Here is a 12,940-nt window from a genome sequence, read left to right as displayed (position 1 = left end):
TCTTAAGATCAGAGGCCAAAAGCACTGATCGAAGAAGGCGACTGAGAGGTCGCCTTTTTTTTACCGGGGTATAGCGCAGTCCGGTAGCGCGCCTGCTTTGGGAGCAGGATGTCAGGAGTTCGAATCCCCTTACCCCGACCATATTAAAAATCCTCGTATCGAAAGATACGGGGATTTTTTTTGTGCGCGCAAATCTTAAATATTACGCAAAAAATGTGGGAGCTGGCTTGTCGAATCGTCGCACCGCTGCGATAGCGGTGTATCAGCCTGTGCATCTTGTGCTGATCGATCGCCATCGCGGGCAAGCCAGCTCCCACATTAGTTTGTGCTGTTAATGGAGCTTGAGCCGAGGCTCAGTCCCACGCCCAATCTTGCTGCCCAGCATCAGCATTGCCGTGCGGAAGAACCCGTACAGCGCCATCTGGTGCATGCGGTACAGCGACACGTAGAACATCCGCGCCAGCCAGCCTTCGAGCATCACGCTGCCCGTCAGGTTGCCCATCAAGTTACCCACCGCCGAAAAACGCGACAGCGAGATCAGCGAACCGTAGTCGGTGTACTTGTAGGACGGCAGGTCCTTGCCTTCGATCCGCAGTTTCAGCGACTTGGCCAACAGTGAAGCCTGCTGGTGAGCGGCCTGGGCGCGTGGCGGCACATTGCGGTCGGTGCCCGGTTGCGGGCAGGCGGCGCAGTCGCCAAAGGCGAAGATGTTTTCATCACGGGTGGTTTGCAGCGTCGGCAATACCTGCAATTGATTGATGCGGTTGGTTTCCAGCCCGTCAATATCCTTGAGGAAGGCCGGTGCGCGGATACCCGCAGCCCAGACCTTGAGGCTCGCTGGAATGACCTGGCCGCTGCTGGTGATCAACGCATCCGCGGTCACTTCGCTGACCGCCGAGTTGGTCAGTACCGTTACCCCAAGTTTCTCCAGGGTTTTGTGCACAGGCCCGCCGATCCGCTCCGGCAGCGCGGGCAATACCCGTGGGCCGGCTTCGATCAGGGTGATGTGCATGTTTTCCGGTTTGATGCGGTCCAGGCCATAGGCGGCCAGTTCATGGGCGGCGTTGTGCAACTCGGCAGCCAACTCGACGCCCGTCGCGCCGGCGCCGACGATAGCGACGCTGATGTTCTCTTCCACGTCGGTCTGGCCCGCATGGGCGCGCAGATAGTGGTTGAGCAATTGTTGATGGAAGCGCTCGGCCTGTTTGCGGGTGTCGAGGAACAGACAGTGTTGCGCCGCGCCCTCGGTGCCGAAATCGTTGGTGGTGCTGCCGACCGCGATCACCAGGCTGTCATAACCCAGCACGCGCGCAGGCACCAGTTCACGGCCTTCTTCATCGAGGGTCGCGGCCAGCTGAATTTTTTTCTGTTCACGGTCAAGCCCGCTCATGCGCCCCAGTTGGAACTCGAAGTGGTTCCATTTGGCCTGGGCGACGTAATTGAGCTCGTCTTCCGAAGAGTTCAGCGAACCGGCGGCCACTTCGTGCAGCAGCGGTTTCCAGATATGGGTGAGGTTGGCGTCCACCAGCGTGATGCTGGCGGTGCCGCGCTTGCCCAGAGTCTTACCCAGGCGGGTAGCCAACTCCAGGCCGCCGGCGCCGCCGCCGACGATAATAATACGATGGGTCATGGGGATATCTCGCAAGGCTAAAAGAAATCGGAGCAGTTACCCTCGCGAGCGCGATGCAGCTCATAGCGTCAGGTAACTCAAAAGGCGGCTCAGCAGGCCGAGCCCGATCACCACCAACAGCACCACACCCAGGAGCAGCCACGGCCGGAAAGGCTTGCGCTCGACTCGGTTTTGGGAGAGTTGCAGGTACTCTTCGACATGCTGTTGGTCATCGGGGTTCAGGCGGCTGGTCATAAAGGCCTCGTCAGGTAGACGTTGCAAAAGGGCGCCACGTTACAGCCAGAAGGTTGGCGGGCTCGCCGCAAGCGTAGCCGGTGCCCGCGTCACAGGCTGATGCCCACATCGAATACTATGCTGCGCCCCAGGTTGTTGCGCAAGAAGTCCGGTGCGTCCGGGTGGGCAAACAGTACGCGCGCAAAGGTCGGGCCTACCAACGACAGCGAGCGCCAGCCTTGGCGCAGGTATTCGGTAGGCGGTGGGAAATGGCTGTTGAGGTCCAGCACTTCACGCTTGAGGCTGGTGAAGGCAATCAGGTCCAACTCGCCCAGGTCTATGCCGCGTTCTTTGTAGTTATGTGCCTTTTTGCGCAACGTCGGCGCCAGGCGCAGCAGGAATTCATGGGCCGGAATGCGCCGTGGCTTGGCTTCGCGTCGCACCAACTGGCTCAAGGAAAACGCACTGCGCCGCCGCAGCAACTCATCACGCCATTCGTCGTTCAGGCGCCGGCCTTCATCCAATACGAAAAAAACTTCGAAACTGGCGTCGCGAAACAACACGTCCGGCGGCTCTTGGCCGGCGGGGTGAAACTCTTCGGCACGGTAAGGCACGTTCAAGCCTTGCAGCAGGCGCTGGCAGACCCAACGCTCACGCTCCCATTTGCGGGCATTGGACAGGAACGCATTGGCTTGTTCGGCCGCTACGGTGAGCAGGCGCAAATAATCTGAGTCATCCATATTGGCAGCTTAGCGTCCAATTGATGACCGCAGGAAGTCTTGCTTTGAAACGCCGGTGTAGACTGCTCATTCAACAGCAACTGCATGGACGAGGTGTGTGGTGAGGTTTTCTGCAAAGGCATTACGCTCGTGATCAGCGCTGCAGTGTTGGCGCCGCAAACGCTCATCATTGGCTGGCTGTTTTACGCGCCATTGGTCATGTGGGCGATCCTGCGCGCACCGTGGGTCGAGTTGTTTGCCGACCGGCGGCGCCAGCATTTGCTGTTCGGCACCGTGTTTGCCCTGTTTATGCTCTGGCTGGTACGGCGGGATTTCGACACCGGTGTGTCTTACCACTTTATCGGCATGACCGCCGTGACCCTGCTGCTGGATTGGCCCCTGGCTATCGTCGGCGGGTTGGCCGCGCAATTGGGTTTGGTGCTGCTGGGGCGCCAGGACCTGGCGGCGGTCGGGGTCAATGGTTTGCTGCTGATTGGTTTGCCGGTGCTGGTCACCGAGACCTGCGCGCTGCTGGTGGAGCGGGCGCAACCGCGCAACCCCTTTGTGTATATCTTCTGTTCCGGCTTTTTCGCCGCAGCGCTGTCGGCACTGCTGTGCCTGCTGGCGGCGTTGGGGTTGTTGTGGTTTGACGGCCGTTTTGCCATGCCCGAGTGGCTGGAAGACTTCGTCGGTTACCTGTGGCTGATCATCTTCCCCGAGGCGTTTATCAACGGCATGGTCGTCAGTGCCCTGGTGGTGTTCTGCCCGGAATGGCTGGAGACCTTCAACCGTACGCGCTACCTGTCGGCGCCGTGGAAGGATGACGATTCGCGGCGTTGATCCAGATCAAATCCCAGGCGGCCGCGCAGGCCCATGCTCTGCGAAATTTTACTGAGCAGGGCGGGGCACAGACTATGAGTGTGTACGAATGGGCGCGGCAAGAGTTGCGCAGAAGCCAGGATGCGGCACAGGAAATCGGTTTTGACCCAGGCCTTACCCTGCGCGCCATGCTCAGTGCGGTGGTGCAGCAGAGCAAGGGTGTGCGCAGTTTTGAAGACCTGGCCGACGAGCTGCAATACCTTGCAGAAAACCTCGACGACCAGCAGGAATACGCCTTTATGCGGCCTTAGTGGCGCGGCGGCAGGTCTTCTGAGAACAGCTCGTCCTCGGCATCCGGGCTCACCGGAATCTTGTGTTCTTCCGCGGCCCAGGCGCCAAGGTCGATAAGCTTGCAGCGGTCCGAGCAGAACGGCCGGTTGAGGTTGTCGGGTTTCCATTCCACGGGTGCGCCGCAGGTTGGGCAGTCGACGGTCAAGGGTTGGCTCATGATCGGCCTCCACGCAAAGTAAGGTAAAAGTGGTGCAGTCGCTCGACCTCGCTGTGCAGCCAGGCGAGGTCCTTGTCGTTGACCAGCACGTCATCGGCATGGTTCAGACGGTCTTCACGGCTGGACTGAGCCTTGAGGATCGCCTGCACCTGCTGTTCGCTGATGCCGTCGCGCTGCAGGGTACGCTGAATCTGCAGCGATTGCGGCACGTCGATCACCAGGATGCGCTGGGTCATGCTGTACTGGCCGGACTCGATCAGCAGCGGTGAGACCAGGATCGCGTAAGGCGATTGCGCACGCGCCAGATGGCTGCGAATTTCTTCGCCAATCAACGGGTGCAGCAGGGCTTCCAGCCAGCGACGTTCTTCGGGAACTTCAAAGATCAGCTTGCGCAGGGCGGCGCGGTCCAACTGGCCGTCCGCCTGCAGCACACCTGCACCAAAATGCTCGGCAATGCGTGCGAGTGCTGGCCGGCCGGGTTCGACCACCCAGCGTGCGGCATGGTCGGCATCGACCAGGTCAATGCCCAGGTCGATAAAGTGCTGGGCGGCCGCGCTTTTACCGCTGCCGATGCCGCCGGTGAGGCCTAGAATCCAGGGTGTTGCGACACAAGTGGTCATCTGAAACCGACAGACTGCAAATAGAAGTCGGTTATTTGACCACCCCAGAGCAATGCAATCCAGCCGGCAATTGCCAGGCACGGGCCAAATGGCATCGGCACCGATGCCTGGGACTTGCGCAAACGCATCAGGACAAGGCCTGCGAACACGCCCAGCAGCGACGCTATCAGCAGCGTCATCGGCAGGATCTGCCAACCACCCCAGGCACCGAGCAGGGCCAATAGCTTGAAATCGCCATAACCCATGCCGTCCTTGCCGGTGACCACCTTGAACACCCAGAACACGCTCCACAGGCACACATAGCCTATGACTGCGCCCCACAGCGCATCGGGCAGCGTCGCCAACAAGCCGCCGCTATTGAGGACCAGCCCCAGCCACAGCAGTGGCAACACCAGCACATCCGGCAGCAGTTGATGATCGATGTCGATCAGGCTCATCGCCAGCAGGCCCCAACTCAGCAGCATCACTGCGCCAGCTTGCCAGCCGAAGCCAAAATGCCAGGCGACCATGGCCGAGAGCAGCGCACAGGCCAGTTCGGTAAAGGGGTAACGCGCGCTGATAGACTCGCGGCAGCGGGCGCAGCGCCCCTTGAGTAGCAGGTAGCTGAGTACCGGGATATTTTCCCAGGGGCGAATCGGCTGGCTGCAATGCGCACAGCACGAGTTGGGATGCATCAGGTTGTAGACAGGGCCGGCGGGGTCGGCCGGCAGGCCGAGTATTTCCTGGGCCTGGGCGCGCCATTCGCGCACGAGCATCTTCGGCAGGCGCCACACCAGCACGTTGAGAAAGCTGCCGACGATCAGGCCGAGCACCAACGCCATCCCGACAAAGACCCAGGGTTGTTCACCCAGCAGCAGGCTCAAAACGCCGACCCCAACTGGAACACCGGCAGATACATCGCAATCACCAACGCGCCGACAATGCCCCCCAACACCACCATGATCAGTGGCTCCATCAGGCTGGTGAGGTTATCGACCAGGTTTTCCACATCGGCTTCATAGTGGTTGGCGACTTTATCCAGCATGAGGTCCAGGGTGCCCGACTCTTCACCGATGGCCGTCATCTGGATGGCCATGCCGGGGAACAGCCCGCTGTGGGCCATGGACTGGTTCAACGGCACACCTGTGGATACATCGTGCCGCATATGTTCGATCGCCTTTGTGAACAACCCATTACCTGCCGCGCCTGCCACGGAGTCCAGAGCCTGCACCAATGGCACGCCCGCGGCAAAGGTGGTTGAAAGTGTACGGGCGTAACGGGCGATGGCTGAGCGCCTCAGCAGTGTGCCAGCCAGGGGCGCGTTCAACAAAGCGGCATCCAGCCCGTCACGAAACCCCGGGTAAGCCCGATAGGCATGGCGCAGCGCAGTTATTGCCATACTCAGCCCCAAGGCAAGCATCCACCAGGCGTGCTGCAGGAAGTTGGACAGCGCAATCACCAGCAAGGTAAAGCCCGGCAGTTGGCCGTTTACCCCGGCGAAGAGGTTCTGGAACTGCGGCACCACGTGAATAAGCAAAACTGCGCTGACCAGGCAGGCGACGACGATCACGGCGATAGGGTAGGTCATGGCTTTTTTGATTCGCGCCTTGAGCTGCTGGCTTTTTTCCAGGTGAATCGCCACCCGTTCGAGCAATGTTTCCAGGGCGCCTGCCTGTTCGCCTGCGGCAATCAGGTTGCAATACAAGTCATCAAAGTGACGCGGCTGTTTGCGCAGCGCTGCTGCCAGGCTACTACCGGCGGCAATCTCCTGCTTCAAGCCTTTTATCAACGCGCGCATCTGCCGGTTTTCGAAGCCTTCGCAGATGATGTCGAACGCCTGCAGCAGCGCAGTGCCTGCCTTTAACAGGGTCGCCAATTGGCGCGTGAACAGCGCGATGTCGGCGGGTTTTATCGGCGCGGCAAAATATGGCCGGTGCGAAGCCTTTTTGCGCACGCGTCCGGGGTAAATCCCCTGCTGGCGCAGCTGTGCCTTGATCAGTGCCAGGTTATGCCCGGTGGCTTGCCCGGACACCCGGCGGCCTTTGCGGTTGGTGCCTTCCCAGGCGTAGATCGTTGAAGCGTCATTCATGGCACAGGTCCGCACACAGGTCGTCGTAGATTTATAGCTTAGTCAGATGACGGATTCGGACCGCTCGTGGGCGCACGATAAAATGTCAGAATGTGCGTCTTACCCACAATTGGGCGCTCACGGATGAGTACACTGGCGCCGCTGCACACTGCGGGGCGCAGGACGCGCCTTGATAAGGTTTTTATTCTGGAGAGTGAATGTGATGCGTCAGAAAGGCTTTACCTTGATCGAGTTGTTGATCGTCGTGGCAATCATCGGCATTTTGGCCACCATCGGTCTGCCCATGTACACCAAGCACCAGGCCAAGGCCAAGTTCACGGCGGGGCTGGCTGAAATTGCGGCGTTGAAGGCCGGTTTTGAAGACACCCTTAACCAGGGCACTGTGCCGACCTTGCCTTTGATTGGTGGCACCAGCCCGACTGCCAACTGCACGATCACCGTAACCGGCGATGTGGCCACGGGCGTCGGTTCCATTACCTGCGAAATCCTCGATGCACCTGCGCCGGTACTGGGCAAGACCATCACCTTGACGCGCAGCGCCACCCAGGGTTGGGCCTGTGCCACCACGGTCGAGGCGCAGTACGCCGCCAAGGGTTGCGGCGCCGACGGGGCGTAATGCCTGCCGGGCGGTCAGCGAGTTTGTTGCTGCCTGCCCAATGCGGTGCTAGCTTTAGCCCACCGCCCGTGTAGCTCAGTTGGTAGAGCAGCGCACTCGTAACGCGAAGGTCGCAGGTTCGACTCCTGTCTCGGGCACAAGGCAACACTGTTTCAACGGCGACACTGTTTCAAAGGCAACGTTTTCAGATGATCCCAGAATGGTTCTGAAGGCCAGACGAGGCGGCATTCGTGCCCACTCTTTTGTATCTGCGCAACCTTGATGACCCAGATGCATCCCCATTCCATGATCTAAGAGAACAACATGACCACACAAGAAATGACCCAGGAACAGCGGCACGAAGCAGCCCTCAAAAAATACGTCGCGGAATCGCCGGAACTGCTCGACGAGATCAAGGACCTGAGCGCCGATGATCAAAAGGACCAGATCCAGTGGGCCTTCGAGGATGAGGCCGAGGCCCAGGGCCTGCAGCCATGGGAACTGACCCTCAAGTACACCTCGACGCCGCAAGAGTTCGAAGCGGCGCGCCTGGCCTTGCACAAGGAGGCCGCCGAGGTACTGGGCGTTGACTGGAACGAGTATTGCGGGATGAATAATCTCGCGATCTGAGCGCGAAATTGAAGGAGCGAGCAACCTCGCTCCTTTTGCTCGGATGTTGCTTGCTCAGGTGCTCAGGCGCATCGACAAATCCACCGCCTTCACATCCTTGGTCATCGCACCGATGGAAATGTAATCCACCCCGGTCTGCGCGATAGGCAGCAAGGTGGTTTCATTGATCCCGCCGCTGGCTTCCAGCTTGGCCTTGCCGGCATTCAGGCGCACGGCCTCACGCATGTCATCCAGGCTCAATTCGTCGAGCATGATGATATCGGCGCCCGCCGCCAGTGCTTCACGCAGCTCCTCCAGGCTTTCCACTTCGATTTCCACTGGCTTGCCCGGCGCGATCTTGTGGGCGGCGGTAATCGCCTCGGCAATCCCGCCACAGGCGGCGATATGGTTTTCCTTGATCAGGAACGCGTCATACAACCCGATGCGATGGTTGTGGCAACCGCCGCAAGTCACGGCGTACTTCTGCGCCAGGCGCAGGCCCGGCAGGGTTTTGCGGGTGTCCAGCAACTTGACCTGAGTGCTGGCGACAAAGTCCGCCAAGTACTGCGCGCGCGTGGCGACGCCTGACAACATCTGCAGAAAATTCAGCGCACACCTTTCGCCGCTCAGCAGTGAGCGTGCCGGGCCTTCAAGGTGGAACAGCACTTGATTGGGGCTCACACGCTCGCCGTCGGCCACCTGCCAATGCACCGCAACCCGTGGGTCGAGCTGGCGGAACACCGCGTCCACCCAGGCGGTGCCGGCGATAACGGCTGCGTCGCGGGTAATGATGGTGGCCTTGGCCAGCCGTTCGGCCGGGATCAGTTGCGCAGTGATGTCGCCGCTGCCGATGTCTTCCAGCAGTGCGCGGCGCACGTTGGCTTCGATTTCGGCGGTGAGGTCGGCAAGACGGAGATTCGGCATAACAGGCTCCACAAACAAAGTGCCTCGATTATAGGGGCAGCGCGCCGCCGAACCCATACTCGCCACTCATTTACAGCGCATTGGCAGAGTTCACTGGCGCAACAGCCCCCATTTGCAAGATAATCTCGCGCCTTGCGATTGGCGTCATAGCTTTGACGTCCTTGGAGATAACCGGTGTTTGCAGCCCGATGGGGCCTGTAGCCGATTTTTCCCCAACTCATCACCGCCGTTTCAGGAGGCCAGGATGCACATTGACGGAAAGGTGGTGCCCATCAATCGGGCACAGGCCACGCCATCGCCGCTCGCGCGCCTGCCGGTGGTGTTGCTGCAGGTTCGCGACAAGGCTGCACAGCAGTTGCAGCAAGGTTTGCAGGAGCTGTTCGATAACGCTGACGACACCTTGTTTGAAATGGCCGACAAGGCCCGCAGCAACGTCGACCACCATATTTTCTTTGAAGCCATGCGTGACCTGCGCCTCAAGCGCAAGAATTTCGAGCGCGTGTTCATGGAGCAATTGTTCGCCGCATTTATCGACCTGGGCCAGGCCGAGCGCGGTGAGTTTCACCTGGTGCCGATGGTGTCCTATGAGGCGGCGCCGGGTACGTCCAGTGATGAGCTGGAAAAAGCCGTCGCGCTGGAGGCCATGCTCGGCCGGGTGCGCCATCGCGATGGCCTGGCGCTGGGGCAATTAACCGCGCGCCTGGGTGCGCTGCTCGGCAACCCCCTGGATGAGCGCGATAACCCGCTGGGCCCGGCACTGCTGTGCGAGTTCTTCCTGCGTGCGGGGCGCAGCCTGGGGGTGGAGATTCGCGTCAAGCTGATCATGCTCAAGCTGTTCGAAAAGTATGTGCTCAGTGACGCCGACCAACTGTACGCCGAGGCCAACCAACTGCTGGTTGCCACTGGCGTTTTGCCGCAGCTCAAGGCTGTGCCGTCACGCCGCCCAGGTGGGCGTGAAGCTCGCGAGCAGCAGCGCGAAGGCAGTGTGCAGGCCGTTGATCAGCCCATGGATGAAAACGGCCAGCAAGCCTTCGCCGCGTTGCAGAAGTTGCTCGCTGCCGTGCGTGGCAGCGTCGCGCCCACCCTGGAAGCCAGCGCCGAACCCCAGCCCATCGCCACCCGCGATTTGCTGCGCCTGCTCTCCCACCTGCAACAATACGTGCCGGAGCCAGAAGCCGAAGACGACTTCGACCTGCGTAACCAGCTTGAGCAGTTGCTGACTCGCGTGAGCGTCAAGAGCGGCAAGTCCCGTGTGGTGGAAGACGCCGATGAGGATGTGATCAACCTGGTCGCGCTGTTGTTCGAGTTCATCCTCACTGACCACTGCGTGCCTGACGTATTCAAGGCCTTGATCGCACGCTTGCAGATTCCGCTGTTGAAAGTGGCGGTGCTGGACAAGAGTTTTTTCAGCCGTGCCAGCCACCCGGCGCGACGTCTGCTCAATGAAATCGCCAGCGCCGCCATGACATGGAGCCCGCGCGATGATTATCAGCGTGACAGCCTGTACCTGCGCACTGAGCAGGTGGTGCAACGGCTGTTGAATGAGTTCGTTGAAGACCTGGCGATTTTCCCCCAGGTGCTGGCGCAGTTCAGTGCCTCTACTGCCGACGAGCGCCACCGCAGCGAGTTGCTCGAACAGCACACCTGTGAGGCCGAAGAAGGCCGGGTGCGCAAAGACGCCGCGCGTCAGCGGGTGGCCGAGGTGCTCAATCGACGGTTGGTGGGCCGAGTGTTGCCGCAGTCCGTGGTGCAGTTTATCCAGCAGGCCTGGAGCCAGGTGCTGTTGCTGGCCAGCCTCAAGCAGGGCGAGCAGTCAGTGCAATGGCAGGCGGCCGTGCGCACCATGGACGAATTGATCTGGAGCGTCAGCCTGCAAAAAGACACCGAGGCCGGCCGGCACTTGCTTGAGCAACTGCCCGGCCTGCTCAAAGCCTTGCGTGATGGGTTGACCAGTGCTGCGTTCGACCCCTTCAGCACCCGCGAATTTTTTGTACGTTTGCAGGCCATGCACCTGCAGTCGTTCGAAGGCGAGCGCCTGGACACGCTGATCGAGGTGCGTGAGCCGTTTTCGCTCAGTAACGAGGTACCTGACGCCATCCCGAGTCTGCCCAGTGATGATCCGGAGTTGCTCAAGGTCCAGCAGTTGCACATTGGTCACTGGTTTGAGTTCCAGCAGGAGGACGGCAGCCGGCTGCGTTGCAAGCTGAAGGCCATCATGGCGCCGGCCAACCGCTATATTTTTGTCAGCCGCACCGGGCTCAAAGCCCTCGAGAAAAGTGCCGGCCAATTGGCCATGGCCCTCAAGCAGGGCGCGCTGCGCAGCCTTGATGAGGGGCTGCTGTTCGACCGCGCGCTGACGTCGGTGATTGGCACGCTGCGCCAACTCAATCGCGGCAAGTGATCGCAACCGCAGGGCTGAACGCGGCATACTGGTAACACCTCGTCTCATTCAAGGAACCCGTATGCAGTTGGACCCCACCAGCGGTTGGTGCCAGGGCATCCGTCATTGCCCGTCGCCCAACTTCAACGAGCGCCCCGCCGGCGAGATCTCACTGTTGGTGGTGCATAACATCAGCCTGCCACCGGGGCAGTTTGCTACTGGCAAAGTGCAGGAGTTTTTCCAGAACCGCCTGGACGTCACGGAGCATCCCTACTTTGAAAGCATTGCCAGCCTACGGGTGTCTGCGCATTTTCTGATTGAGCGCGACGGCTTGGTGACACAATTTGTGTCGTGCCTGGAGCGTGCCTGGCATGCCGGGGTGTCCAGTTTCGAGGGGCGTGAAGTGTGCAATGACTTTTCCCTCGGGATCGAACTGGAAGGCACGGACGAGCTACCGTTCACCGATGCGCAATATGTGTCGCTGATCGACCTGGCCCGGCAACTGTTGTCGGCCTACCCAGGCATTACCCAGCAGCGTATTTGTGGTCACAGTGATATCGCACCGGGACGCAAGACCGATCCAGGCCCGGCTTTTGATTGGACGCGCTTTCGCAGCGCCCTGCAGGATGGAGGACACGCACGATGAGTTTCCTGGTGTTGGTGCTGGCGGTGTGGATCGAGAAGTTCTCGGCCCTGCGTCGGCGGTTGCAACGTGACGGCGGATGGCTGCGCGAGCTGGCCAAGCTGGAGTCGAGCCCGCGCATGGGCAAGCAGCCTTGGCTGATCCTGGTACTGCTGGTGTTGTTGCCGGTGGCCGTGCTGGGGTTGTTGCTGTTGATGCTGGAGCCCGTGGCTTATGGCCTGTTGGCGCTGCCGGTGCATTTGCTGGTGGTGATCTACAGCCTGGGGCGCGGCGACCTGCTGGGCGAGCTTGGGCCGTTTCGCGACGCCTGGCGGCGCGGTGACCTGCAAGCTGCCGAGCACGTTGCCGAGCGCGACCTGAAGGTGGCCGCCGACAGTGGCGAGCAACTGCTGGAGCGGGTTCAAGGCCATTTGCTGTGGCAGGCCTACCAAAGCTTTTTTGCGGTGATTTTCTGGTATTTCCTGCTTGGCCCGGTCGCGGCCCTGGCTTATCGCCTGTTGGCATTGGCCAGCGAGAACAGCCAGAACCCGCTGGTCGCCGAACGCGCCGGGCAATTGCGTCACGCATTTGATTGGCTGCCGGTGCGTCTGTTGGCGGCCAGCTTTGCCCTGGTGGGTAACTTTGTCGCGGTCAGCCGGGTGATGCTGCATGAGCTGTTGAGCTGGGACATCAGCGCTGCGCAACTGATGGAAAAAGTTGGCTTGGTGGCGGCTGAAATTCCACCACCGGTGGTGGGGGCCGATGGCATCAACAGCCTGGATCGTCTGTGGGAACTGCTGCTGCGGGCTGCGGTGCTGTGGTATGCCGGGTTCGCGATCTGGACGGTGTTGCCTTAGCTCCTCGCAACAGGATGGCTGCATGCGGTCAAAGTGTGGGAGCTGGCTTGCCTGCGATGGCCATAGGTATCTACACAACCGGTTAGGCTGTTGTGGCGAGCAGGCTTGCCCTGCGTTGGGCTGCGAAGCGGCCCCAAACCCAGACGCTGAGTTCTTTCAGGAAAATTGCAGTGCCTTTACTGGGGCTGCTTCGCAGCCCAACGCAGGGCAAGCCTGCTCGCCACAGGAGAAAGTGGCTGCCTTCAAAAGTTGTGTAGATACCTATGCTGCGATCGCATCAACTCGGTATGCCTGATACACCAAGGTGCCTGCATCCCCACATTGGGTCTGTGGTGAATTTCCAAGCCGTTAACCTTACGTTACAAAACTCCCTTTC

At 60.4% G+C, this 12,940-nt stretch carries 15 protein-coding genes and 2 tRNA genes; 9 read left to right on the top strand and 8 right to left on the bottom strand.

All coding sequences use genetic code 11. The features are described 5' to 3' along the window. Window positions 1-64 precede the first annotated feature (64 nt). Window positions 65-141: transfer RNA gene (locus tag AB4P96_RS27735), tRNA-Pro, on the top strand. A 190-nt stretch (window positions 142-331) separates the two neighbouring features. Here the strand turns inward: AB4P96_RS27735 and AB4P96_RS27730 are convergent. The 3 genes from AB4P96_RS27730 to AB4P96_RS27720 all read right to left on the bottom strand — a co-directional run bounded on the left by AB4P96_RS27730 (window position 332) and on the right by AB4P96_RS27720 (window position 2,583). Next, window positions 332-1,630, bottom strand: a complete 1,299-nt coding sequence (locus AB4P96_RS27730; protein WP_017134502.1) for an NAD(P)/FAD-dependent oxidoreductase — start codon at window positions 1,628-1,630, stop codon at window positions 332-334. Between the two features lie 60 nt (window positions 1,631-1,690). Then, a complete protein-coding gene (locus AB4P96_RS27725; RefSeq protein WP_017134503.1) occupies window positions 1,691-1,864 on the bottom strand; it encodes a DUF3094 family protein in 174 nt (57 codons plus the stop codon). An 89-nt stretch (window positions 1,865-1,953) separates the two neighbouring features. Further along, entirely contained in the window at window positions 1,954-2,583 is a 630-nt protein-coding gene (locus AB4P96_RS27720) for a DUF1780 domain-containing protein (protein WP_017134504.1), read from the bottom strand. Window positions 2,584-2,712: 129 nt separating this feature from the next. Between AB4P96_RS27720 and AB4P96_RS27715 the strand changes: the two genes are divergently transcribed. Together AB4P96_RS27715 and AB4P96_RS27710 are read left to right on the top strand one after the other, a co-directional pair. After that, entirely contained in the window at window positions 2,713-3,402 is a 690-nt protein-coding gene (locus AB4P96_RS27715; RefSeq protein ID WP_099550506.1) for an energy-coupling factor ABC transporter permease, read from the top strand. Window positions 3,403-3,476: 74 nt separating this feature from the next. Continuing rightward, window positions 3,477-3,692, top strand: a complete 216-nt coding sequence (locus AB4P96_RS27710; RefSeq protein ID WP_003171680.1) for a hypothetical protein — start codon at window positions 3,477-3,479, stop codon at window positions 3,690-3,692. Here AB4P96_RS27710 and yacG read toward each other — a convergent pair. The 4 genes from yacG to AB4P96_RS27690 are packed head-to-tail and all read right to left on the bottom strand — an operon-like array spanning window position 3,689 to window position 6,577. Then, window positions 3,689-3,889, bottom strand: coding sequence for a DNA gyrase inhibitor YacG (gene yacG / locus AB4P96_RS27705; RefSeq protein ID WP_017134507.1), 201 nt, complete (start codon window positions 3,887-3,889; stop codon window positions 3,689-3,691). The two genes, AB4P96_RS27710 and yacG, sit on opposite strands and share 4 nt — an antisense overlap. After that, complete coding sequence (gene coaE / locus AB4P96_RS27700) at window positions 3,886-4,509, bottom strand: dephospho-CoA kinase (RefSeq protein ID WP_017134508.1); 624 nt, start codon at window positions 4,507-4,509, stop codon at window positions 3,886-3,888. The genes yacG and coaE overlap by 4 nt, the downstream gene beginning before the upstream one ends. Next, entirely contained in the window at window positions 4,506-5,372 is an 867-nt protein-coding gene (locus AB4P96_RS27695) for an A24 family peptidase (protein ID WP_275942351.1), read from the bottom strand. The genes coaE and AB4P96_RS27695 overlap by 4 nt, the downstream gene beginning before the upstream one ends. Continuing rightward, entirely contained in the window at window positions 5,369-6,577 is a 1,209-nt protein-coding gene (locus AB4P96_RS27690) for a type II secretion system F family protein (RefSeq protein ID WP_395600320.1), read from the bottom strand. The genes AB4P96_RS27695 and AB4P96_RS27690 overlap by 4 nt, the downstream gene beginning before the upstream one ends. Before the next feature lie 202 nt (window positions 6,578-6,779). Between AB4P96_RS27690 and AB4P96_RS27685 the strand changes: the two genes are divergently transcribed. The 3 genes from AB4P96_RS27685 to AB4P96_RS27675 all read left to right on the top strand — a co-directional run bounded on the left by AB4P96_RS27685 (window position 6,780) and on the right by AB4P96_RS27675 (window position 7,802). Continuing rightward, window positions 6,780-7,193: a pilin gene (locus AB4P96_RS27685; protein ID WP_017134511.1), complete on the top strand. Its 414-nt coding sequence runs from the start codon at window positions 6,780-6,782 to the stop codon at window positions 7,191-7,193. A gap of 64 nt (window positions 7,194-7,257) precedes the next feature. After that, window positions 7,258-7,330, top strand: a tRNA-Thr gene (locus AB4P96_RS27680). Window positions 7,331-7,496: 166 nt separating this feature from the next. Then, the gene (locus tag AB4P96_RS27675) at window positions 7,497-7,802 is read left to right on the top strand and encodes a DUF6388 family protein (protein WP_017134512.1); all 306 of its coding nucleotides are present in this window, start codon (window positions 7,497-7,499) and stop codon (window positions 7,800-7,802) included. 54 nt (window positions 7,803-7,856) lie between these two features. Here AB4P96_RS27675 and nadC read toward each other — a convergent pair whose 3' ends face one another. Continuing rightward, a complete protein-coding gene (gene nadC / locus AB4P96_RS27670; protein WP_186618175.1) occupies window positions 7,857-8,705 on the bottom strand; it encodes a carboxylating nicotinate-nucleotide diphosphorylase in 849 nt (282 codons plus the stop codon). 244 nt (window positions 8,706-8,949) lie between these two features. Here nadC and AB4P96_RS27665 point away from each other — a divergent pair, with 244 nt between their 5' ends. The 3 genes from AB4P96_RS27665 to ampE all read left to right on the top strand — a co-directional run bounded on the left by AB4P96_RS27665 (window position 8,950) and on the right by ampE (window position 12,564). Then, on the top strand, window positions 8,950-11,106 hold the full coding sequence (locus tag AB4P96_RS27665) for a DUF1631 domain-containing protein (RefSeq protein ID WP_395600319.1): 2,157 nt from the start codon (window positions 8,950-8,952) through the stop codon (window positions 11,104-11,106). Window positions 11,107-11,167: 61 nt separating this feature from the next. Further along, entirely contained in the window at window positions 11,168-11,731 is a 564-nt protein-coding gene (gene ampD, locus AB4P96_RS27660) for a 1,6-anhydro-N-acetylmuramyl-L-alanine amidase AmpD (RefSeq protein ID WP_099550501.1), read from the top strand. Next, entirely contained in the window at window positions 11,728-12,564 is an 837-nt protein-coding gene (gene ampE / locus AB4P96_RS27655; RefSeq protein WP_395600318.1) for a regulatory signaling modulator protein AmpE, read from the top strand. The genes ampD and ampE overlap by 4 nt, the downstream gene beginning before the upstream one ends. The last annotated feature ends 376 nt before the right edge of the window (window positions 12,565-12,940 follow it).

It is taken from the genome of Pseudomonas sp. B19125 (genome assembly GCF_044218855.1).
Taxonomy (GTDB): domain Bacteria; phylum Pseudomonadota; class Gammaproteobacteria; order Pseudomonadales; family Pseudomonadaceae; genus Aquipseudomonas; species Aquipseudomonas edaphica.
Note: the sequence above shows the minus strand (reverse complement) of the source record. Positions and strands in the feature narration are given on the sequence as shown.

Bases quoted from the DNA above. Each gene is read 5' to 3' on its own strand.
- ampE (WP_395600318.1), top strand. From the start codon at position 11,728: ATGAGTTTCCTGGTGTTGGTGCTGGCGGTGTGGATCGAGAAGTTCTCG.
- AB4P96_RS27725 (WP_017134503.1), bottom strand. From the start codon at position 1,864: ATGACCAGCCGCCTGAACCCCGATGACCAACAGCATGTCGAAGAGTAC.
- AB4P96_RS27730 (WP_017134502.1), bottom strand. From the start codon at position 1,630: ATGACCCATCGTATTATTATCGTCGGCGGCGGCGCCGGCGGCCTGGAG.
- AB4P96_RS27665 (WP_395600319.1), top strand. From the start codon at position 8,950: ATGCACATTGACGGAAAGGTGGTGCCCATCAATCGGGCACAGGCCACG.
- ampD (WP_099550501.1), top strand. From the start codon at position 11,168: ATGCAGTTGGACCCCACCAGCGGTTGGTGCCAGGGCATCCGTCATTGC.
- nadC (WP_186618175.1), bottom strand. From the start codon at position 8,705: ATGCCGAATCTCCGTCTTGCCGACCTCACCGCCGAAATCGAAGCCAAC.
- AB4P96_RS27685 (WP_017134511.1), top strand. From the start codon at position 6,780: ATGCGTCAGAAAGGCTTTACCTTGATCGAGTTGTTGATCGTCGTGGCA.
- AB4P96_RS27690 (WP_395600320.1), bottom strand. From the start codon at position 6,577: ATGAATGACGCTTCAACGATCTACGCCTGGGAAGGCACCAACCGCAAA.
- yacG (WP_017134507.1), bottom strand. From the start codon at position 3,889: ATGAGCCAACCCTTGACCGTCGACTGCCCAACCTGCGGCGCACCCGTG.
- AB4P96_RS27710 (WP_003171680.1), top strand. From the start codon at position 3,477: ATGAGTGTGTACGAATGGGCGCGGCAAGAGTTGCGCAGAAGCCAGGAT.
- AB4P96_RS27675 (WP_017134512.1), top strand. From the start codon at position 7,497: ATGACCACACAAGAAATGACCCAGGAACAGCGGCACGAAGCAGCCCTC.
- coaE (WP_017134508.1), bottom strand. From the start codon at position 4,509: ATGACCACTTGTGTCGCAACACCCTGGATTCTAGGCCTCACCGGCGGC.
- AB4P96_RS27720 (WP_017134504.1), bottom strand. From the start codon at position 2,583: ATGGATGACTCAGATTATTTGCGCCTGCTCACCGTAGCGGCCGAACAA.